The sequence below is a fragment of the Paracoccus beibuensis genome (assembly GCF_026162625.1).
In the GTDB taxonomy this organism is placed as follows: domain Bacteria; phylum Pseudomonadota; class Alphaproteobacteria; order Rhodobacterales; family Rhodobacteraceae; genus Paracoccus; species Paracoccus beibuensis.
Genome location: NZ_JAOTBD010000003.1, coordinates 48,903 through 69,145, shown reverse-complemented (window position 1 = coordinate 69,145; position 20,243 = coordinate 48,903). Strand labels below are relative to the sequence as shown.

Sequence of the window (20,243 nt, the reverse complement as noted above, 5' to 3'; positions counted from 1 at the left end):
CGCGAGGACGCGGACCTCATGACAGCTTGACTGCGCGGTCAACCGCCCGCCCCAGCGGGTATCCCGAGCCGTGCCGTCCGATCACCGCCAGCCATCGGAGCATTCCATGTCCACCCTTCCGCAGCAGGCCCCGCGCCGCGCGCTTGCCCTGTCGACCTTCGCCTTCACCGTCTGTTTCGCCGTCTGGACGATCTTTTCCATCATCGGCATCCAGATCGACCAGCAACTGGGCCTGACCGATACGCAGTTCGGTTTCCTGGTCGGCCTGCCGATCCTGACGGGGTCGCTGACCCGCATCGTCCTGGGGGTGGCCACCGACCGGCTCGGCGGGCGCCTCGTCTATACGCTGACAATGCTGACCGCCGCTTTGGCCACCTTCATGCTGGGCTGGGCCAGCACCTACCCGCAGATGCTGGTCGCCGCCCTTGGCGTGGGCGTGGCTGGCGGGTCCTTCGCGGTGGGCGTCGCCTATGTGTCGCGCTTCTATCGGGACGCGCAGCAGGGCACGGCGCTTGGCATCTTCGGGGTCGGCAATGTCGGCGCCGCCGTCACCAAGTTCGCAGCGCCCTTCGTCATGGTCGCGGTGGGCTGGCAGGCAACCGCGCAGATCTGGGCCGTCGCGCTGGCGGTCACGGCGATCCTCTTCTGGCTGCTGTCCAAGGACGACCCCGTCACCGCCGCCCGCCGTGGCGAGGCGGCCCCCCAGCGCAGCCTGCGGGCCGAGTTCGCGCCGCTGAAGAACCTGCAGGTCTGGCGCTTCTCGGCCTATTACTTCTTCAGCTTCGGGGCCTTCGTGGCGCTGGCACTGTGGCTGCCGCATTACCTGATCGGCGCCTATGGCCTTGACGTGAAGACCGCCGGGATGGTCGGCGCTGCCTATTCCATCCCCGCGTCGATCTTCCGCGCCTATGGCGGCGTGCTGTCGGACCGAGTCGGCGCCCGCAAGGTGATGTACGCGACCTTCGCCGTATCGCTGGCGGCCACCGCGATCCTGACGGCCGGCGTGTCCCTGCCCGTCTTCCTGGTGGCGATCTTCGTGCTGGGCTTCGTGATGAGCCTCGGGAAGGCTGCCGTCTACAAGCACATCCCCAGCTATTATCCGCAGAACGTCGGCGCGGTCGGCGGGCTGGTCGGCATGATCGGCGGACTTGGCGGCTTCGTCCTGCCGCTGGTCTTCGGCTGGCTGAAGGACGCGACCGGACAATGGTCCAGCTGCTTCGTCGTCATCTTCGTGCTGGTCGCCGCCTGCGCGATCTGGATGCACGCTTCGGTCCGCCGCATGGACCGCCCCGCCACCCTGCAAGCCGCCTGAAAGGAGCTTTCGCCATGAAGAAGAAGCTTGTCGTCATCGGCGCCGGCATGGCCTCTGGCCGCCTGCTGGAGCATCTGTTCGACGCCGCCCCCGACGCCTGGGACGTGACCCTGTTCAACGGCGAACCGCGCGGGAACTATAACCGCCTGATGCTGTCGCCGGTCCTGTCGGGCGAAAAGACCTACGACCAGATCGTGACCCACGACGCGGACTGGTACGCCGCCCACGGCGTCGACTGCCGGTTCGGCGAACCCGTCGTCCACATCGACCGCGACGCCCGCGTGGTCCATTCGAACCACAGCAGCGCCCCATACGACGCGCTGGTAATCGCCACGGGGTCCGCGCCCTTCATCATCCCGGTGCCCGGCAAGGACCTGCCCGGCGTCGTCGCCTATCGCGACCTGGAGGACACGCAGGCGATGATGGCGACCGCCGGCAAGGATGCCGTCGTGATCGGCGGCGGCCTTCTGGGGCTGGAGGCTGCGGCAGGCATGGCCGCACAGGGCGCCCGCGTCACCGTCATTCACCTGATGGGCCACCTGATGGAACGTCAGCTGGACCCGGCGGCGGGATACCTGCTGCAGAAGGACCTGGAGAGCCGTGGCATCACCGTCCATTGCAAGGGCGCGACCAAGGCGATCCTGGGCGAGGATCGGGCCGAGGCCGTGCTGCTGGAGGACGGCACCGTCTACCCCGCCGACCTCGTCTGCATGGCCGTCGGCATCCGTCCCGAGACCCGCATCGCCGTCGACGCGCACTTGGAGGTCGAGCGCGGCATCGTCGTGGACGACGCGCTGCGCACCAGCGACCCGCATATCTTTGCGCTTGGCGAATGCGTGGAACATCGCGGGCAGCTGTTCGGTCTTGTCGCGCCGCTCTATGACCAGGCCAAGGTCCTGGCAAAGACGCTGCAGGACCACGCGGCCGAGTTCCGCCCCGTCCAGACCGCGACCAAGCTGAAGGTCACCGGCTGCGACCTCTTCAGCGCGGGCGACTTCGCCGAAGGCGAGGGCCGCGAGGATATCGTCTTCCGCGATCCCGGCCGCGGCATTTACAAGCGGCTGGTCCTGCAGGACAGCCGCATCATCGGCGTGGTCATGTATGGCGAGACCGGTGACGGCAACTGGTTCTATGGCCTGATGAAGGACGGCACCGACATCGCCGACATGCGCGACACACTGATCTTCGGCCCGGCCTTCCTAGGGGGTGCCGCACCGGACCCTATGGCGGCCGTTGCAGCCTTGCCGCCTGAGGCGGAGATCTGCGGCTGCAACGGCGTCTGCAAGGGAACCATCGTCCAGGCCGTGCAGAACGGCGCGGCCACGCTGGACGCCGTGCGCAGCTGCACCAAGGCCAGCGGGTCCTGCGGCACCTGCACGGGGCTGGTCGAACAGGTCATGGCACTGACGCTTGGCGGCGCCGTCGTCAGCGCGCCCGCGGGCATGTGCAAATGCACCGATCACAGCCACGAGGACGTGCGCCGCCTGATCAAGTCGATGGGGCTGAAGTCGATCCCCGCCGTCATGCAGGAACTGGGCTGGAAGACCGTCGGCGGCTGCCATTCCTGCCGCCCGGCGCTGAATTTCTACCTGCTGGCCGAATGGCCGCTGGACTATCGCGACGATCGCCAGTCGCGCTTCGTGAACGAACGCAACCACGCCAACATCCAGAAGGACGGCACCTATTCGGTCGTCCCGCGCATGTGGGGCGGCGTCACCACGCCCGCCGAACTGCGTGCCATTGCGGACGCGGCCGAGAAGTACGACGTGCCGATGGTCAAGGTGACAGGCGGCCAGCGCATCGACCTTCTGGGCGTCCGGAAAGAGGACCTGCCCCACATGTGGGCCGATCTGAACGCCGCCGGGCTGGTCTCGGGCCACGCCTATTCCAAGGGTCTGCGAACCGTCAAGACCTGCGTCGGGAAAGAGTTCTGCCGCGTCGGCACGCAGGATTCGACCGGCCTCGGCATCAAGCTGGAAAAGCTGATGTGGGGGTCCTGGACGCCCCACAAGCTGAAGCTGGGCGTGTCGGGCTGCCCGCGCAACTGCGCGGAGGCGACCTGCAAGGACATCGGCGTCGTCTGCGTCGATTCAGGCTACAACATCTCGATCGGCGGCGCGGCGGGGATGGAGGTCAGGGAGACCGAGCACCTGGCCTCGACCCCGTCCGAGGACGAGGCCATCGCCATCATCCTGGCCGTCACCCAGCTTTACCGGGAACACGCCCGCTATCTGGACCGGATCTGGAAGTGGATGAACAAGGTGGACCTCGACTGGATCAGGGCGCAGGTCGTCGATGACCTCGACAACCGCCGCGCCCTGGTCGAGCGGTTCGAGATCAGCCAGTCCGTCTATCGCCGCGACCCTTGGGCCGACCTGTCCACCCCGTCCGAAACCCCCAAATGGGGGCCCCTTGCCGATCTGACCCTGGAGGCCGCAGAATGACCCGCTTCGTCGATATCGCCTCGTTGGAGGACATCCCCCGGCAGGGCGCCCGCCTGATCCGCACCGCCGAGGGCTGCGTCGCCGTCTTCCGCACCGCCGATGACCGCCTCTTCGCGCTGGACGACCGCTGCCCGCACAAGGGCGGCCCCTTGTCCGAGGGGATCGTGCATGGCCACCAGGTCACCTGCCCGCTGCACAACTGGGTGTTCGATCTGAACACCGGCACGGCGCAGGGTGCCGACGAGGGCACAGTCCGCACCTGGCCCGTCCGGGTCAGCGACGGCCGCGTCCTGATCACGGCCGACCTTCTGACCCGCAGCCAGGCCGCCTGAAAGGACCGCCCATGACCAGGATCACCATCGAGGAAACCACGCGCGACGATGCCACCGCGATGATCCTGCGCGCCAAGAAGCGCGCAGGCCAAAGCTGGCAGCAGCTGGCCGATGCGATCGGCATGTCCTCCGTCTGGCTGCATTCCGCCGCAACCGGCATGAACGCCTTTCCCGAAGACAAGGCGCGCGCGCTGGCTGCGCTGCTGAGCCTGCCGGACAGCATGATCGAGCCGCTGACCGACAGCCCGCTGAAGGTCTGGGACCAGGCCGTCCCGACCGACCCCTGCATCTATCGCCTCTACGAAATCGTCGGCGTCTATGGCCCCACCGCGAAGGCGCTGATCAACGAGGAGTTCGGCAACGGCATCATGTCGGCCATCGACTTCTCGATGCACCTGGACCGCGAACCGCATCCCAAGGGCGACCGCGTCCGCATCACCATGTCGGGCAAGTACCTGCCCTACGCCAACTGGTAACGGCCGCCCCGGCCCCCTGCAGGAAGGACGACCCCGATGTCATACGTCACACCATCGGACTTCGCCAAGAAGATGATCGACGCCGGAGAGGCCAAGGTCTTCATGTCGACCAAGGACACGCTGATCCGCGCCTACATGGCCGGCGCTATCCTGGCGCTGGCGGCGGCCTTCGCCGTCACCGTCACCGTCAACACCGGCAACCCGCTGATCGGGGCGCTGCTGTTCCCCGTGGGCTTCTGCATGCTGTACCTGCTGGGCTTCGACCTGCTGACCGGCGTCTTCACGCTGGTGCCCCTGGCGCTGATCGACAAGCGGCGGGGCGTCACGCCCAAGGGAATGCTGAGGAACTGGGGCCTGGTCTTCTGCGGCAACTTCGCCGGCGCCTTCACGGTGGCCGTCTTCATGGCGATCATCGTCACCTTCGGCTGGTCCGAGGCCCCGAACGCGGTCGGCGAAAAGATCGGCCATATCGGCGAAGGCCGCACCATCGGCTATGCGGCGCATGGTGCGGCGGGAATGCTGACGCTGTTCGTGCGCGCGGTCATGTGCAACTGGATGGTGTCCACCGGCGTCGTCGCCGCGATGATGTCGACCAGCGTGTCGGGCAAGATCATGGCCATGTGGATGCCGATCCTGGTGTTCTTCTACATGGGGTTCGAACATTCCATCGTGAACATGTTCCTGTTCCCGGCCGGACTGCTGCTGGGCGGCAACTTCACCATCATGGACTACATGATCTGGAACGAGATCCCGACCGTCATCGGCAACCTGGTCGGCGGGCTGACCTTCGTGGGCGCGATGATCTATGCCACCCACCACCGCACCTCGCCCGAGCTTGACCGGATCACCGACGACCGCCCTGCGGCGGTCCCGGCAGAGTAAGGAACGGCCATGACCATGCACGCTCCTGCCCGCCCGGTTCGGACGACCTGCCCCTATTGCGGCGTGGGCTGCGGTGTGCTGGCCACGCCCCAGCCCGACGGCGGACTGGCGATCAAGGGCGACCCGGATCACCCGGCCAACTTCGGGCGCCTGTGCGTCAAGGGCATGGCGCTTGGTGAAACGGTCGGCCCGACCGGACGCCTGCTGACCCCCCGGATCGGCGGGCGCGAGGCGGAATGGGACGAGGCGCTGGACCTGGTCGCGCAGCGATTCAGCGAGACCATTGAAAGACACGGCCCGGATTCCGTCGCCTTCTACGTCTCGGGCCAGTTGCTGACCGAGGATTACTACGTCGCCAACAAGCTGATGAAGGGGTTCATCGGCAGCGCCAATATCGACACCAACTCCCGCCTTTGCATGGCGTCGTCGGTGGCGGGGCACCGGCGCGCCTTCGGCAGCGACACGGTGCCCGGTCTTTACGAGGATCTGGAGGAGGCGGACTGCGTGGTCCTCGTCGGCTCCAACTTGGCCTGGTGCCACCCGGTCCTCTTCCAGCGCCTTGCCGCCGCACGAGAGGTTCGGGGCACCAAGGTCATCGTGATCGACCCGCGCCGCACCGCCACCTGCGATATCGCCGACCTGCACCTGCGGGTCGCGCCCGGCGCCGATGCGGCCGTCTTCAACCTGCTGCTGGCCGAGGCGGACCGCCGCGGCCTGACCGGCGCCGCGCCGGTCGACGGGCTGGACGAGACCGTGGCCGCCGCGCGGCAGACCGATCCGGCGATGACCGGGCTTTCGCCGGACGACCTGGCACAGTTCATCGACCTGTGGTGCGCCAGCGACCGCGTGGTCACGGTCTATTCCCAAGGCATCAACCAGTCCGACAGCGGCACCGACAAGGTCAACGCGATCCTGAACTGCCACATGGCGACCGGGCGGATCGGGCGGCCCGGCATGGGGCCGTTTTCGGTCACCGGCCAGCCCAACGCCATGGGCGGCCGAGAGGTTGGCGGGCTGGCCAACATGCTGGCCTGCCACCTGGACATCGACGACCCGAACCACCGCCAGGCGGTCCAGCAGTTCTGGAATGCTCCCCGGATGCCCAGGACGCCGGGCCTGAAGGCCGTCGACATGTTCCGCGCCATCGAGGACGGCCGCATCAAGGCACTGTGGATCATCTGCACCAACCCCGCCATGTCGATGCCCGATGCCGACCGCGTCGCCCGCGCCATGGACGGCTGCGACTTCGTCGTCGTCTCGGACATGATTGCGCAGACCGACACGACGCGACTGGCGGATGTCCTGCTGCCCGCGACGGGCTGGGGCGAGAAGGACGGCACCGTCACGAACTCCGAACGTCGGATCAGCCGGCAGCGTCCGACGCTTGCCCCGGTCGGGCAGGCCCGCGACGACTGGCGCATCATCGCAGGTGTGGCGCAGCGGATGGGTTGGCATCAGGCCTTCGCCTGGACGCACCCCGCGCAGATCTTCGCGGAACATGCCGCGCTTTCGGGGGTGGCCGGCAGGCTGGGCAGCGACTTCGACATCTCCGACTGCGCGAAGATGGATCGCGGGGACTACGACGCGATGACGCCGTTTCTCTGGCCGCGCGCAGGGGCACGGCAGGGCGACCGTTTTTTCGGAGAAGGCCGCTACCACACGTCCACGGGCCGGGGCCGGATGGTGCCGGTCGTTCCCCGCCTGCCCCAGCCGACGACGACCGGCTTCGCCTTCAGGCTGAACACCGGCCGGGTCCGCGACCATTGGCACAGCATGACCCGCACCGGCACATCGCCCCGCCTGTCGCGCCACCTGGCCGAGCCCTATCTGGAACTGCACCCCGGCGACGCAGCGTCTCTCGGCCTCGCCCCGGCCAGCCTCGCCCGCGTAACCTCGGCGCGCGGAGAGGCGGTTCTTCGCGTTCTGGTCACCGACCGCGTCGCGCCGGGCCAGCCCTTCGCCCCGATACACTGGAGCGGGCCGACCGCCCCGACGGGACGCGTCAACGGCCTGACGCGCGCCCTGGTGGACCCGGTCTCGGGCCAACCGGCGCTCAAGTCCACGCCGGTCGCAGTCGCGCCTTTCCGGGCGCGTTGGTACGGCTATGCCGTCTCGCGCCGCCCGATAAGTCCCGATAGCGACTATTGGGCGGTGGCCACCCTGCCCGGCGGTTACCAGGCCGAGCTTGCCGGCCTTGCCGATCCCCCGGACTGGAGCGAGGCTGCGCAGCATCTTCTGGATCTCGACATCCCACCGATGGTCGTCCGCGACGACAGCCGCGGGATCGTCAGGCTGGCCTTCGTCAGGGACGGCCAGCTGCAGGCGGCGCTGTTCGTCTCGCCCGACCCCGTCGCCCTGTCGCGCAGCCACCTGGCCACGGCACTTTCGCAGGATATCGACGCGGGCCTTCTCGCCGGCCGCCCCGGCGCGGACCGGCCCGACGGCGGCGCCACCGTTTGCGCCTGCACGGGCATCGGGATCACGACGCTGGTGGCGGCCATCACCTCGCAGGGGTTGCTGTCCGTCGATGACGTCGGCCGCGCACTTGGCGCCGGTGCGAACTGTGGTTCCTGCCGCCCCGAGATCAAGGCGCTGATGGAGCGGCTGCGCGTCGACGCATGATCTGAGCGATCAGTTTGGCTGGTGCCGAGGCGGCCCGTCAAGACAAACGCGATGGTGTCCATCGCAGGACGTCGAACAAAGCGACCGTCCAAATTGGCATCGCCACCGCTGCAGCACCGGTCATCAGCTGTCCATCCCTACTTCCAACCCGCAGGCAGGTTCACGGGATGAAGGGGTTCATCAGCTTTGACGACCCACCGATGACAACCGCGATCTGCATGATCAGCAGAGAAATACGGCCGGCTCTCTGGATAAACGGGCAGCCGCCATTGGTCCGAGACTGATGGCAGACGGCGGACGACAATGGACCGCACGCTTCATGAGGGTGGGCTGGCGAGCCTTCAGGATGCACAACGGATCGGCTTCGGGACATAGACGTGCGGATTGATGCCTCGGATGAGGTTGCGCCACCTGGGGCATGTTGGTGCCGGTCGGGACCAATGGCTGCAACGACCTGCGTCACCGCTGAAGGTGCCGCAAGCCTTGCAGATCAATGTGCCCCGCGCGAACTGATAAGCGCGGGCACGGTCTTGATCAGGATCTGCAGATCGCGCCAATGCGCCCAACGCGATACGTAGCGACGGTCCAGACGGACGCGCTCGGCATAGGTCGTGTTGCTGCGACCGCTCACCTGCCAAAGACCAGTCAGGCCAGGACGAGCCGAGAGATAATAGCGGGCCGTAGTGCCGTAGTAAGCCAGCTCATCCTCGACAACCGGACGGGGACCGACCAGGCTCATCTCGCCGTTGAGAACGTTCAGCAGTTGCGGCAGCTCGTCCAGGCTCAGCTTGCGCAGCACGGCGCCGATCGGGGTGATTCGCGGATCGTTGGTCAGCTTGCGCTGGACGTTCCAGATGATCCGGTCACCCGGGTTCTTCTCGAAGTGCCGTTCCAGAACGGCGTCACCATCGACGACCATCGTGCGGAACTTCCAGCACTTGAACTCGCGCCCCTTAAACCCGACGCGGCGGTGCCCGTAGAGCAGCGGCCCGTTGTCAGCGCGTTTGATCAGCACCGCCAGACCCAACATCAACAGCCCCAGCAGCGGCAGCGCCGTCAGGACCAGCACGATGTCGATGGCGCGCTTGGTCGGGCCGCCGATCGGCCGCGCCCGGCGCCCGATGACCCTTGCCGTGCCAGCCGCCTTGCCCTGCTGGGCAGGCGTTTTGATCTTGGTCGCGTAGTCAACTTGAATGCTTTCAGAACTGAACATGAGCGTACCTTGAATGAACTGGCTAAAACTTAGTTAAGATTTGAGTCAGTTTCGTCACAGGCACAACCCGGAGGTGCCAGTAAAAACCCTTTATCTGCACGAACTTGCCGACCGCGCGTCCTGGCTGGTCAGGCTGATGCCATTCAGGATCGTTGTGCCAAGACAAGCGGCAAGGATGGAACGCTTGAACTTGCAGTTTGCGCAAAAGGATTCGGCTCATGCAACGCCACCGACCTCGCGAAGCGCCCGCACCTGGGTCGAGCCGCAAAGGCACGTCGCGCAGGATCACGACCCTTGAGGCTGCCGAAATCCCACCAGTGGCCGCATGCGTCCTAATCCGTGCCCGGAAACTCGTTCCGCTTCAGCAGCCTCGCCAGATGAGCCGTGTTCGAGGCGGCGGTCTGAAGAGACGACGCAACGGCGTCAGGCGTCTTGTCCAGATCGACGTAGTTCTTGCCCTGCATCGCTTCGCCGACCCAGTAGACGCCCGAGTTCGGCGGGATCGTGAAGCCGACATCGTTCAGCGCCTGGAAGCAGGCAGCATGGGTCGCGTGGGCCCCGTCCTCGTTGCCGACAACGGCCACCAGGGCGACCTTGCCCACCGCAGGCATCCTGTTGCGGTCGTCCACCTCGGACAGGAAGGCGTCAAGTCGTTCAAGAACCCTCTGCGCGATGCTCGACGGGTGGCCAAGCCAGATCGGCGTTCCCAGAATGAAGATGTCCGCCGCGATGATCCGCGACCGCAGCGCAGGCCAGGCGTCGCCTGGCCCCATGTCCGAGAGCACCCCCGGCTTGACGTCGTGGTCGGCGACACGCTCGACCTCTCCGGTGATGCCATGGGGGCGCATCGCCTCCAGCAGATCCAGGATCATCCGGTCGGTCGAGCTCTTCTCGTCGGAGCCCGAGCCGCGAAGCGAGCAATTGAGTGCGAAGGCGGTCAGTGGGGGCTGGTCGGTGGTTGGCATCGTCGACGCTCCGGGTTTTGCGGCAGGTCGTGCAGAAAGACACGCGCGGCCCATTTGTTCCAGGTCGAGTCCCCTGCGGGTGGAACCTACGCCGCCACTGGTCAAGCTCCGGAGGTCATGCGGGAGGCTCGCCTGGCCTTCCGGTATCGTCAGCAGGCACTGTTCACGCAAGCTGCCCGACCGTGCCCCGAGACTGATTTGCCGGAACCACTGTCCGGTGGGACACGCGTCGCATCCTGATGCTGATCGCTTCCAGCCACGGTATGGTGGCGACCTGTTGCGCCCGTGCCGCGATCCTTCACCGCACGATCGAACGCCGCGGCCACAGTGTCACGGCCGAAGCGGACCGGCCGGAGGCGGCGGTTCTCATCCGCCATTTGCGGCGCCTGCCGCTTGTCCCCGCATTGTCGCACCGCGTCTCCCAGTTGAACATGGCGCAACTGAGCGGTGGCGCGCACCCTACCGGGTCGAGGCGGGACTGGAACCGGGAGTGCCCGCCCGAGCGGCAGGCGGGTTCCAAGGCGTTTTCAGCCTTGCAGGATGATCTCGGCGATGGAACCCGCATGCCGCCAGAGGACGAAACGGCGCAAATGGGGCATTGCCGCCTTCGACCGAGCGCCGAAAGCCGAGCCACGCCACCCCCGCCCCGCGATGTCTGCCTGGCGGCTGCAAAGGCCGCGGGATATTGTGCCGCTGCCACCGTCATCCGGTTCGGCCTGATCCGTTGCGGGTGCCGGAACCTATCATGCGGAAAGTGGCTCGGCGCGACTCATCGTGATGTCGTCTTACTCCTATGGACCGCCACTGCATTATGCCTCCGCTTACCAGTGGCTGCCCGCCTTCTCCTGGAGCAGGCATCGCTGCGTCCGGACCAGTCGACGCCTGGGTCTTACTTGATCGGGTTCCGATCCGTCGCGGAGAGTTGTATCGGCCGACGTCGAACTTGAGATATCTTCGGATTGACCCCTCATGACTGTTCGCGCTTCCAAGGGCGGCAGAAGGACCTCATCACAGATACAGGTCCGGATCATCCGTCAGCTTCTGGACGATCGATGTCTGCCAGCCGTGCCCTCTTGGTCGGAGCGACCGGCTGTAGCGCCGGCCGAGCGGCACACGCCATTTGCAAAAAAGCCAGTCATACATCGAACATCCTAATGCACTCGACTACCACCTCCGGCCGTGGAGAGCTGGTTTTCGACAAGTTGCGTCAGCTCGGTCAGCGTAAAGGGCTTCGCAAGGAACGCCGAACCGGCGACGGGCGTCCGTCCGTCGACGAAGATGTCCTCGGTATAGCCGGACATGAAGATCACGCTTGCGGCAGGATGGCGTTCCTTTGCCCTCTGGACCCATGCCGGCCCGTCTAGACCCGGCATGACGACGTCGGTGACGAAGATATCTACCACCCGACCGCCACTTTCCAGGATCTCCAGCGCCTCCTCTCCGGAACCCGCTTCCAGGACGTCGAAGCCCTTTAGCTTCAGTGCCCGCGACGCAAAGGCGCGAACCGGCGCTTCGTCCTCGACCAGCAGGACGGTGGCGCGCGAATGCGCTTGCAGATGCGGCGCGGGACGTGGTGCTGCTTGGGGCAAGGGGGTGACGGTTGCCGCTGCATGGGCATGGGCCGGGAAGTAGAGAGAGAACGACGTGCCTTTGTCCACCTTGCTGTCGCAGAAGATGAAGCCGCCGGTCTGCTTGACGATGCCGTAGGCGGTGGACAGCCCTAGACCCGTTCCCTCTCCGGTCCGCTTGGTGGTGAAGAACGGTTCGAAGATCTTGTCCAGATGCTCGGGCGAGATCCCGCAGCCCTGGTCCGTAACCTTGATGCAGACGTAGCCGCCCGCGGGCAAGGTCACGCTGTCCCGGTTGAGCGGCGCCGACAGGTGCACGTTTTCGGTCCTGACGCTGATATCGCCGCCCTGGGGCATGGCATCGCGGGCATTGACCACCAGGTTCATGATCACCTGCTCCAGCTGGCGCTTGTCGGCGCGAATGGCGCGTAGCGCCGGGTCATAGGTGATCGCCAGGCCCACACGCTCTCCCACCAGGCGGTTCAGAAGGTGGGTCAGGTCGGCCAGCGTGTCGCGAAGGTCCAGTGTCTCGAGCCGGAGGGTCTGCTTGCGAGAGTACGCCAGCAGCTGTCCGACCAGCGCCGCCGCACGGTTGGCGTTCTGGCTGATCTGGTCCAGATCGGCATAGTCCGGGTCGCCCTTGTCGCGGCGCAGCATCAGCAGGTCGCAATGCCCGCTGATCGCCGTCAGAAGGTTGTTGAAGTCATGCGCCACGCCGCCCGCCAACTGGCCGATGGCCTGCATCTTCTGGCTTTGCACGAACTGCGCCTCAAGCGTCTTGAGCGCGCTGGCATCCGAGAGGACCGCGATCAGGCGGGCAGCATCCGCCGGGTCGCGGGCGACGGACAGCTGGAAGTGGCGGTCCTTCATGGCATTGGCGCGGCTGTCGGGGTGACGCAGGCGCAGCATTTCCGACCGGTTGACGGCGCGCCCGGCGCACAGGTCGGCCAGCCAATCCGCCAGCGGGCGCCCCGGCCCGTCCAGCAGTTCGGCCAGGTTCTGGCTGGTGCCGTCCTCGGCCAGCAGTCCCTCCATCACGTCGCGCGCAGCGGCATTGGCCTGGCAGATGCGACCATCGACAGTCAGGCGCAGAAGCGCCACGGGAATCGCGTCGAAGTCGTCCTGGGGCATGTCGTCATCCAGTGCGACATGACCATCGCCCGCATCGGCGGGATGAAGCGCCCAGACCTGCAGCGGCGCGTCGGGCCGGCAGCTGAGCGACAGAAGCTCGCCCCCCGGCAGCTCCATCTCGGCATTGCCGAGGCGCAGGGCGCGCGCCGTCATGTCGGACAGCTGCCCATGCGCATCGGCGCGGAACCGGGACATCAGCATCAGGATCTGGCGGCCGGTCATGTCGTCGAAGGCGCGCTGCGCGGGATTGTTCTGAAAGAGGACAAGGCCGTTGGCGTCGCAGATCCAGATCGGCTCGGGTGCGACGGCAACCTCGCCGCGGATGGCCTGCAAGGCACGACGCGCCGCCACGCCACGCGCCAGGTGTGCGACCGACACTGCGCCGCCCAGCAGGTACCAGGCCACCGCGACCGTCGAGACGACGACCGCCGCCATGCCCGTCGCGGCACCCGGCCGCAGCGTCAGCACCACGGCCCCCAGCACCATCGGCGCCACCAGCACCGGCAGCGCGGCAAGTGCGCTGCGCGGAAGCCCCGCCTGTTCGTCCAGATGCGCCATGCGAATCGTCCTTCTGCCGTTCGACGATCCAGCACCTAACGCGGCAGCCTTTAAGATAGCGTTAATCAGCGCCATCATCCGCGCCGCAGCATCGCCAGATAGAAGCCGTCGCCGCCCGTCAGCGGCGTCCAAAGCTGGTCCCCTGCCAACCGAAAGGCCGGCTGCCGGGCCAGGAATGACGCAACCTGGTCGCCGTTTTCGGCCGACAGGACCGAGCAGGTCATGTAGGCAAGGCACCCGCCCGGGGCGACGCTCGGCACAACCTCGTCAAGGATCTCGGCCTGCGTCGCGACGAGGCCGTCAAGCCGGGGGCGGTCCAGCCTCCACTTCGCATCGGGCGTCCGCCGCCACGTTCCCGACCCCGAACAGGGCACGTCCGCGACGACAAGATCGAAGCTGCCCTTCGCCTTGTCCGTCACCGCAACCCGCAGCCCGGCCCGCGCCGCACGTGCCGGAAGGTCGGCCATCCGGGCGGGGAACGCGTCATGCGCCGTCAGCCGGGCGTCGGGTTGACGCGCGCCGATGGCCAGCGTCTTGCCGCCGCCCCCCGCGCAATAGTCCAGCACCGAGATGCGCGGCACCAGTGGCAGCTCCGCACAGGCCAGCTGCGGGGACAGGTCCTGCAACTCGACCAGGCCGGCGCGGTAGGCCTTGGACCGGGCAACCGCGCGTTCGTTCGCAGTCACCCGCAACGCCGACGGCAGCAGGTCTGATCGCTGCGTTTCCACCCCTTCCGCGGCAAGCGAGGCCATGGCGCCGGCCGGGTCCGTCCGCGCCAGGTTCACCCGCAGCCAGACCGGCGCGCGCAGAGTCATCGCCGCAGCGACCTCTGCCGCCCGCGACCCGAGGGCGGCGCTCCAGTCAGGCCGCAGCCAGTCGGGCAGGTCGTCGGGCAAATCAGTGGGCACATGCGCAGCCTCTGCTTCGGTCAACGCCGCCGGAGCATGGCCTTCGCCGCTGAAGAGCCGCGCCATCGGCAGACTCTCGGCGCGCGCATGGCCGATCATCAGGCCCCGCCCGGTCAACGCGCCGCCAAGCGCCGCATAGCTGTCGCGCCGCCGCAGCGCGCCGAAGACCAGGTCGCGCAGCGCCGCCCTGTCGCCAGATCCAGCGAAGCGGCTGGTACGCGACCAGCGCAACAGCGCCTGCTCGGCGGGGCTTCCGGTCAGGATCTCGTCCAGGACCCCGATCGCGGCGGCCATGCGGGCGGCGGGGGTCATCGTGCAGCCGTGGACATGTCGGACCTTTCGCGCAGGCAAGGGATGCCTTGCGCCTAGCACGGCCGGGCCCGTGCGCTCAATCGTTCAGAAGCAGGTCGAGGTGGCAATGACGGGAAACAGCGTGAAGGCGCTGGCGACAAGGCCGATCCAACTGGCGGCGGTGATGATCTTCCTCTGGCGCCCCTGCCCTGCCGGCATCGTCCTGACCAGAAGCACGTGAACCGCCAGCCCTGCGGCCCAGACGGCCCACATCGCCGCATGGTGCAGATCCGCCGGCCCCAGCCGCACGTCGATCCAGCCCAGGTTGCAACCGGCCCCATGCAGCGCATAGACGGCGGAAAACAGCGCGCCCCACAGCATCGGACCCGCAAGGGCGCGCGCCAGCCAGATCATGCCAGCACCTCCTGCGCCACAACCACGGCCAGCGACGCCGCCGTCGTCCCCAGCCAGAAGACCTGAAACAGCTGCCAGGCGGGCACCGCGCCGCGCCGTTCAAGTCCGATGCGGCCGCGGCGGGCATCGACATGAGACCGCAGCGCCAGCATCAGCACAATCACTCCATGCACGACTGCAAAGCCCAGAATGGCCCCGCGCAGTGCATCGCGCGCGTGACGCGTCGGGTCGTCAAGTCCCCAGCCCAGCCCGACCAGCATGACCAGCGCCAAGCCCGCCAAGACAAGGCCGATGCGCGTCCAGACGCGCCCGCCGGCCTGCGCCCGGCGACTTTCGGCCAGGCGGGCGGCGATTGCCCCGGCCGCCATCAGCGCCAATGCGGCAAGCGCCAGCAGAAGCATCCAGCCGGTGCCGACGCCGCTGTCGGGCGGGGGCCAGCCCGGAGCCACCACCGTCAGAAAGCCGACCCCGAACAGCAGCGACCCGTAGAGCGTCGCATCCGCCACCAGCAGAACCATGGTTCCTGTCTGTCCCAGGGTGGTGCGGACCTGCCAGTGCAGCGGCAGCGCCATGTCCGGCGCAACCTGGACCGGCGGGTGGTCGCGCTCCGTTCCCATCAGGGCGCCCCACCGCCAGACCACCACCATCGTCGCGATGATCCCCAGCGGCGCCAGCCAATAGAGCCCCGCCAGCATCAGCCCGAAGAAGCTGCCGATCGCGGCCGCGGTGGCGACGGGAAGGGCGGTGTTCGTGGCCAGGACCGCCACATGCTGCGGCTTGCCGCTGCCGGGTTCGACGGCCAGGGTCTCTCGCCAACCGCGCGGCGCACCGGCCAGCAGCCCCTCGCCCCGCGCCAACGCCAACAGGGCGCCAGCGTCGGGCTGCCGTGGTCCCGGCAGAGAGGCGAAGTTGTAGGACGGTGCCGGCAGCGGCATGGCCCATTCCAGCGTCGGCGCCTGCCACGGGTTGCGCCAGCTGCGCCGGCCGAACATCCACTGCATGACGACGTCGAAGGCGAACAGCGCAAAGCCCGCCGCCTGCACCATCCCGAAGCCCGACGAGACCAGGTTCAGCCATTCCCATTCCGCGTTTTCGGGATAGACGGCGATGCGGCGGCGCATGCCCAGAAGGCCGGTCAGGTGCATGATGAAGAAGGTGCCGTGAAAGCCGATGAAGATCATCCAGAACGCGGCCTCGCCCAGTCCCCTGACCCGCCAGCGCCCGCAGATCAGCGGCATCCAGTAGGCGATGGCCGCCAGCATGGGAAAGACGAAGCCGCCGATCAGGACATAGTGCAGGTGGGCCACGACGAAATGCGTGTCATGCGCCTGCCAGTTGAAGGGCACCATCGCAAGCATCACGCCGGTCAGACCGCCCATGACGAAGGTCGCGAAGAACCCCATGATGTACAGCATCGGCAGCCGGAACTGGACGCGGCCCTCCCACATGGTGCCGATCCAGGCGAAGACCTGCACCGCCGTGGGCACCGCCACCAGCGCCGACGCGGCCGAGAAGAACGACAGCGCCATGTGCGGGATGCCTACAGTGAACATATGGTGGACCCAAAGGCCGAAGGACAGGAACACAAGCCCGATCACCGCCGCGACCAGGGCGCCATAGCCCAGGATCGTCGTGCGCGACAGGATCGGGATGATCGTCGACAACGCCCCGGCGGCGGGCAGGAAGATGATATAGACCTCGGGGTGGCCGAACAGCCAGAAGAGGTGCTGCCACAGAAGCGGCGATCCTCCGCGCGCCACGTCGAAGAACGGCCAGTCGAAGGCGCGCTGCACCTCCAAGAGGATCGACCCGAGGATCAGCGGCGGAAAGCCCACCAGCATCATCACCGCCGTGCCCAGCAGGTACCAGCCCATCAGCGGCATCCGCGTCAGCGGCATGTGGGCGGCGCGACAGCGCAGGATGGTCACGGTGATCTCGATTGCGGCGGCCATGGCGCTGATCTCGACGAAGGTGACTCCCAGCAGCCACACGTCGGCATTGATGCCCGGCGAGTATGTCTTGTCGGTCAGGGGCACATACATGAACCAGCCGCCGTTCGGCGCGACCCCGAACAGCAGCGACAGCACGATGACGATGCCCCCGAACAGATAGCAGAAGTATCCAAGCGCGCTGAGCCGCGGATAGGCCATGTCCCGCGTGCCAAGTATCTTGGGCAGAAGCCACAGCGCCAGCCCTTCCAGCATGGGGATCGCGAACAGGAACATCATGATGCTGCCATGCATCGTGAAGATCTGGTTATAGAGCTCGGTGTCCAGGAAGGCCCCGTCCCGAGTCGCGAGCTGCGCGCGGATCATCATGGCCAGCACGCCGCCGATGGCAAAGAAGACGAAGGCGGTCGCCATGAAGCGCTTGCCGATCGTGCTGTGGTTGACCGAGGTGAAGAACCCCCGCCAGCCCGGCAGGTCCCGCCAGACCTCGTCCAGCTCGCGGTGCAGGCGCAGGGCGCGCTGCGGCGGGTTGGCCGGGATGTCCGCGGTCACGTCGATGGCGTCGTTCTGCGTGTCGTCCTGGGGCCTTGGGGTCATGGTCGGCCCTCCGGCGCGTCGGTGAATGCGGGAAGCGGGCCCGCCGGGTCATAGGCGATCACCCGGAAGTTCATGAAACTGTGGCCCAGCCCGCAGAACTCCGCGCAGAGTCCTTCGTAGATGCCCGGTTCCGCCGCCATCAGGCGATGCACGTTCCGATGGCCCGGAATGGCATCCATCTTGCCGCCAAGACGCGGCACCCAGAAGCTGTGGATCACGTCGAACGACGTGATCGCGACATCGAAAGGCTGCCCCGCCGGGACATAGAGGATCCCCTGCGTCGTCACCGGCGCGCCCCCCGGTCCCGGCTGGACGAATTCCCACGCCCATCGCCCCGCACGGGCCTCGACCAGCGGCGTCGCATCGTTGCGCACGATCATCCGTTCGCCGATCCAGAGGCCGAAGCCCAGAAGCACGGTCAGCACCGTCAGCGAAAACCCCAGGCCCCAGCCGATGATCCAGCGACGCTCGGCCGCAGGTCCGGGGTGGTCGTGCGACTGGTGGCGCAGCGCGCGCCACAGCATCGCCATGACCAGCAAGGTGATCAGCCCCGACCCGATCAGCATCGCCCACCACAGGCGCGCGATCTGGACCGCCGCAGGTCCGGCGGGGGTCAGTGTGCTCAGAGGGCCGTCGCAGGCAGCCAGCAGCGGAACCGCCAGCAAAGCGGCGGGCTTGTAAAGGCAGGACTTGGGCAGTGGGGACACCTTATGCGGAAGAAATATTCGTGGAAGCAGCGACGCCGGCTGAGCGACCCGATCGAGGAGCACGTCGCCTTCAGCGACACCGAGACCAAGATCGCCATCGCCGGCCACCCGCTGCATGCGATGATGGTGGCCTTCCCCATCGCGCTGGCGTTCTCGGTGTTCGGTGCCGATGCGATGTACTGGTTCACCGGGGACGAGTTCTGGCCGCGCGTCGCGCTCTGGGGGTCCGGCGTGGCGTTCGGGATGGGGGTCCTGGCCGGTGTTACCGGCACGGTGGAGCTGCTGATGGCCCCCGGCATCCGCATCCGCAGCGCCAGCTGGACGCATTTCGTGCTGGCGGTGATGCTGCTGTCGGTGCTGGGACTCAACTGGGGCTTTCGCATGGACGACCCGGTGGGCGCCGTGCTGCCCTGGGGCGCGATGATATCGGCCTTGGCGGCAGGAATGACGGGGATCACCGGCTGGCACGGCGGCAAGCTGGTCTTCGACTATCACATCGGCGCGCAGCGCGAGGGCTGAACCGGCTGTCACGTCTGCCCCCGCGGCACCAGCATGAGGTCCGGCATCCAGTCGGTCAGCCCGCTCAGGTCGGGCTTGGCCAGCACCAGCCACAGCACCCCCATCATCAGCGGAATGGCCAGCGCCAGCGGGATCAACGGCGACCGCAGGTTGTGCATGCCCCGGTGTTCGGCCGAGATCAGGATGAAATGCCCGATCCATGCGTGGACCAGCGCCATTCCGGACACCAGGGCCAGCTTGGCCACGAACCACAGGTCGAACACGTCGCCCGCGAAGATGAGCCCCGTCCCCCCCGCGATGGCGACCACTGCGGCAGGCGTTGCGAATGCGACATAGCCGTAATGGGTGATCAGCCGGAACTCGGCATAGCGCGCCTGCAGCTTCTCGCTGCCGCGATCAGTCCGCCATGCCCCGCCATAGAGGCTGAGCAGCAGCGGCAGCGCGATCAGCGACGCGCACCAGCAGAGCATCGCCGCCAGGTGCAGATACTTGAGAGCGGCGACGATCATGCGGCAAATCCGGCCTTCCAGCCGCGCTGCAGGATCCATGCCGCCAGCGCCGCAAGCGGCAGGAACCCCGGCACCCACATCAGCAGCCCCGCCAGCTGCTGATCGGCCAGCGCCGTCAGCCCCCAGGCGGCCGCCCCATCCACATGCTGAAGATAGAGCGTACCGGGCGCGAAGGTCAGCAGCGCCCCGATCAGGCCCATGATGCCCGCCAGCCCGCCGACCAGCAGCGCGCGGCGAAAGGCATCCTCGGCCGTCATGCGGGGCGTCAGCATCGCCGACCAGAACCCCCAGGCCGGCACCAGCATCGCCACCTGCATCGCCCAGTACATCACCTCGGACGCCCAGATGTGGGAATAGACGGACGGCAGGTGCCACGCGATCATCGCCGCGGTCACTCCGGCCAGCGACAGGCCGGCCGGGACACGAGGCAAAAGCGGCAGCGCCAGCGCCAGCGCAGGCGCCGCCACCGTCACCAGCAGCAGGTGATGCACCGCCCGCGCCGAAAAAAGCGCCACGGTCAGCGCGCAAAGCGGCGACACGAAGGCCACCGTCAGTGACGCCAGCGCAATCGCCGCCGCCCCCCTGGACGACGACCTGGCAAGAAGCAGCGCCCCCGCGACGACCAGCACCGCCAGAAGCACCGGGTCCAGGTTCCACGCCGTCCAGATCTGGCCGGGCATGGGCGCTGGCCCGCAATACGGAAGATCGTCGTTCATCGCTGTCCCTGTCACCATCGCATGCGCGCGCGCCCCATCACAGGGCGTGGCTCAGGGATCTAACCGTCTGAACCTGCCGGGGTTCCCGCCGACCGACACCGATCAACCTTCATCGCCCCGGCAAAGGCGC

The 20,243-nt window shown here is 67.3% G+C and carries 16 protein-coding genes; 7 read left to right on the top strand and 9 right to left on the bottom strand.

The window, feature by feature from the left end:
• Nucleotides 1-106 precede the first annotated feature (106 nt).
• The 6 genes from OC159_RS03165 to OC159_RS03140 are packed head-to-tail and all read left to right on the top strand — an operon-like array spanning nt 107 to nt 8,068.
• The gene (locus OC159_RS03165; protein WP_265499705.1) at nt 107-1,312 is read left to right on the top strand and encodes an MFS transporter; all 1,206 of its coding nucleotides are present in this window, start codon (nt 107-109) and stop codon (nt 1,310-1,312) included.
• Between the two features lie 14 nt (nt 1,313-1,326).
• The gene (gene nirB / locus OC159_RS03160) at nt 1,327-3,756 is read left to right on the top strand and encodes a nitrite reductase large subunit NirB (RefSeq protein ID WP_265499704.1); all 2,430 of its coding nucleotides are present in this window, start codon (nt 1,327-1,329) and stop codon (nt 3,754-3,756) included.
• Complete coding sequence (gene nirD, locus OC159_RS03155) at nt 3,753-4,088, top strand: nitrite reductase small subunit NirD (RefSeq protein ID WP_265499703.1); 336 nt, start codon at nt 3,753-3,755, stop codon at nt 4,086-4,088. Before nirB ends, nirD begins: the two co-directional genes overlap by 4 nt.
• Nucleotides 4,089-4,099: 11 nt before the next feature.
• Nucleotides 4,100-4,564: a cyanase gene (gene cynS, locus OC159_RS03150; protein ID WP_265499702.1), complete on the top strand. Its 465-nt coding sequence runs from the start codon at nt 4,100-4,102 to the stop codon at nt 4,562-4,564.
• A gap of 36 nt (nt 4,565-4,600) precedes the next feature.
• Nucleotides 4,601-5,446, top strand: coding sequence for a formate/nitrite transporter family protein (locus tag OC159_RS03145; RefSeq protein ID WP_265499701.1), 846 nt, complete (start codon nt 4,601-4,603; stop codon nt 5,444-5,446).
• Between the two features lie 9 nt (nt 5,447-5,455).
• Nucleotides 5,456-8,068, top strand: a complete 2,613-nt coding sequence (locus OC159_RS03140) for a molybdopterin-dependent oxidoreductase (RefSeq protein WP_407674045.1) — start codon at nt 5,456-5,458, stop codon at nt 8,066-8,068.
• A 490-nt stretch (nt 8,069-8,558) separates the two neighbouring features.
• Here the strand turns inward: OC159_RS03140 and OC159_RS03135 are convergent, their stop codons facing one another.
• The 7 genes from OC159_RS03135 to OC159_RS03105 form a co-directional block, all read right to left on the bottom strand.
• On the bottom strand, nt 8,559-9,281 hold the full coding sequence (locus OC159_RS03135; RefSeq protein ID WP_265499700.1) for a sugar transferase: 723 nt from the start codon (nt 9,279-9,281) through the stop codon (nt 8,559-8,561).
• A 332-nt stretch (nt 9,282-9,613) separates the two neighbouring features.
• Nucleotides 9,614-10,246, bottom strand: a complete 633-nt coding sequence (locus OC159_RS03130; RefSeq protein ID WP_265499699.1) for a flavodoxin family protein — start codon at nt 10,244-10,246, stop codon at nt 9,614-9,616.
• A gap of 1,151 nt (nt 10,247-11,397) precedes the next feature.
• A complete protein-coding gene (locus OC159_RS03125) occupies nt 11,398-13,503 on the bottom strand; it encodes an ATP-binding protein (protein WP_265499698.1) in 2,106 nt (701 codons plus the stop codon).
• A gap of 74 nt (nt 13,504-13,577) precedes the next feature.
• Complete coding sequence (locus tag OC159_RS03120; protein WP_265499697.1) at nt 13,578-14,723, bottom strand: RsmB/NOP family class I SAM-dependent RNA methyltransferase; 1,146 nt, start codon at nt 14,721-14,723, stop codon at nt 13,578-13,580.
• An 84-nt stretch (nt 14,724-14,807) separates the two neighbouring features.
• Nucleotides 14,808-15,116 (bottom strand): hypothetical protein, encoded by a 309-nt coding sequence (locus OC159_RS03115; protein ID WP_265499696.1) that lies wholly within the window; start codon nt 15,114-15,116, stop codon nt 14,808-14,810.
• A complete protein-coding gene (locus OC159_RS03110; RefSeq protein WP_265499695.1) occupies nt 15,113-17,662 on the bottom strand; it encodes a cytochrome c oxidase subunit I in 2,550 nt (849 codons plus the stop codon). The genes OC159_RS03115 and OC159_RS03110 overlap by 4 nt, the downstream gene beginning before the upstream one ends.
• Entirely contained in the window at nt 17,659-18,369 is a 711-nt protein-coding gene (locus OC159_RS03105; RefSeq protein ID WP_265499694.1) for a cytochrome c oxidase subunit II, read from the bottom strand. Before OC159_RS03105 ends, OC159_RS03110 begins: the two co-directional genes overlap by 4 nt.
• A 3-nt stretch (nt 18,370-18,372) precedes the next feature.
• Between OC159_RS03105 and OC159_RS03100 the strand changes: the two genes are divergently transcribed.
• Nucleotides 18,373-18,888: a DUF2231 domain-containing protein gene (locus OC159_RS03100; protein WP_265499693.1), complete on the top strand. Its 516-nt coding sequence runs from the start codon at nt 18,373-18,375 to the stop codon at nt 18,886-18,888.
• An 8-nt stretch (nt 18,889-18,896) separates the two neighbouring features.
• Here OC159_RS03100 and OC159_RS03095 read toward each other — a convergent pair whose 3' ends face one another.
• Together OC159_RS03095 and OC159_RS03090 are read right to left on the bottom strand one after the other, a co-directional pair.
• Nucleotides 18,897-19,397 (bottom strand): CopD family protein, encoded by a 501-nt coding sequence (locus tag OC159_RS03095; protein WP_265499692.1) that lies wholly within the window; start codon nt 19,395-19,397, stop codon nt 18,897-18,899.
• Nucleotides 19,394-20,113 (bottom strand): cytochrome c oxidase assembly protein, encoded by a 720-nt coding sequence (locus OC159_RS03090; protein WP_265499691.1) that lies wholly within the window; start codon nt 20,111-20,113, stop codon nt 19,394-19,396. The genes OC159_RS03095 and OC159_RS03090 overlap by 4 nt, the downstream gene beginning before the upstream one ends.
• Nucleotides 20,114-20,243 lie beyond the last annotated feature (130 nt).

What these genes read in the sequence shown, in the direction of transcription:
- OC159_RS03165 (WP_265499705.1), top strand. Translation starts at nt 107, where the DNA reads ATGTCCACCCTTCCGCAGCAGGCCCCGCGCCGCGCGCTTGCCCTGTCG.
- nirB (WP_265499704.1), top strand. Translation starts at nt 1,327, where the DNA reads ATGAAGAAGAAGCTTGTCGTCATCGGCGCCGGCATGGCCTCTGGCCGC.
- nirD (WP_265499703.1), top strand. Translation starts at nt 3,753, where the DNA reads ATGACCCGCTTCGTCGATATCGCCTCGTTGGAGGACATCCCCCGGCAG.
- cynS (WP_265499702.1), top strand. Translation starts at nt 4,100, where the DNA reads ATGACCAGGATCACCATCGAGGAAACCACGCGCGACGATGCCACCGCG.
- OC159_RS03145 (WP_265499701.1), top strand. Translation starts at nt 4,601, where the DNA reads ATGTCATACGTCACACCATCGGACTTCGCCAAGAAGATGATCGACGCC.
- OC159_RS03140 (WP_407674045.1), top strand. Translation starts at nt 5,456, where the DNA reads ATGACCATGCACGCTCCTGCCCGCCCGGTTCGGACGACCTGCCCCTAT.
- OC159_RS03135 (WP_265499700.1), bottom strand. Translation starts at nt 9,281, where the DNA reads ATGTTCAGTTCTGAAAGCATTCAAGTTGACTACGCGACCAAGATCAAA.
- OC159_RS03130 (WP_265499699.1), bottom strand. Translation starts at nt 10,246, where the DNA reads ATGCCAACCACCGACCAGCCCCCACTGACCGCCTTCGCACTCAATTGC.
- OC159_RS03125 (WP_265499698.1), bottom strand. Translation starts at nt 13,503, where the DNA reads ATGGCGCATCTGGACGAACAGGCGGGGCTTCCGCGCAGCGCACTTGCC.
- OC159_RS03120 (WP_265499697.1), bottom strand. Translation starts at nt 14,723, where the DNA reads ATGACCCCCGCCGCCCGCATGGCCGCCGCGATCGGGGTCCTGGACGAG.
- OC159_RS03115 (WP_265499696.1), bottom strand. Translation starts at nt 15,116, where the DNA reads ATGATCTGGCTGGCGCGCGCCCTTGCGGGTCCGATGCTGTGGGGCGCG.
- OC159_RS03110 (WP_265499695.1), bottom strand. Translation starts at nt 17,662, where the DNA reads ATGACCCCAAGGCCCCAGGACGACACGCAGAACGACGCCATCGACGTG.
- OC159_RS03100 (WP_265499693.1), top strand. Translation starts at nt 18,373, where the DNA reads ATGCGGAAGAAATATTCGTGGAAGCAGCGACGCCGGCTGAGCGACCCG.
- OC159_RS03095 (WP_265499692.1), bottom strand. Translation starts at nt 19,397, where the DNA reads ATGATCGTCGCCGCTCTCAAGTATCTGCACCTGGCGGCGATGCTCTGC.
- OC159_RS03090 (WP_265499691.1), bottom strand. Translation starts at nt 20,113, where the DNA reads ATGAACGACGATCTTCCGTATTGCGGGCCAGCGCCCATGCCCGGCCAG.